The following is a 434-nucleotide window of genomic DNA, read 5'->3' on the forward strand; positions in this document are numbered from 1 at the left end:
GGCTTGATCCGACCCAACATGTGGTCCGGCTGATGCTGTTCGCGCTGATGCTGGCCGGGCTGGTGTTTTCCACCTCCATCCCAGAGGCTTTTGGCGAGCGCGGCCTACCCTTTGCGCTGGCTTATGTATTCATGCAGGTCGGCCGCTGCCTGTTCACCGCCTGGGCGATGCGGCGCGAAACACCCGGCAATGCGATCAATTTCCTGCGGATCACCTCATGGCAGGCCTTTGGCGGCGTATTCTGGATCGTTGGTGCCTTCCTGCCTGAAGACCAGCGCATGGTGATCTGGGCCATCGCGGTGATCGTCGAGTACGCCTCCCCGGCATTGTCCTTCTGGACCCCATGGCTGGGCAGGACGGCGCTTAACGCGCTCGATGTCGAGGGCGGCCACATGGCCGAACGCGCGGGCCTGTTCATCATCATCGCGCTGGGG

General features: G+C 63.1%; 1 protein-coding gene. It reads left to right on the forward strand.

All coding sequences use genetic code 11. The features are described from left to right. On the forward strand, window positions 1-434 hold a 434-nt coding region (locus C5Y44_RS13195; protein WP_199186069.1), incomplete at both ends, for a low temperature requirement protein A.

It is taken from the genome of Corynebacterium sp. J010B-136, from assembly GCF_002967075.1.
Lineage (GTDB): Bacteria > Actinomycetota > Actinomycetes > Mycobacteriales > Mycobacteriaceae > Corynebacterium.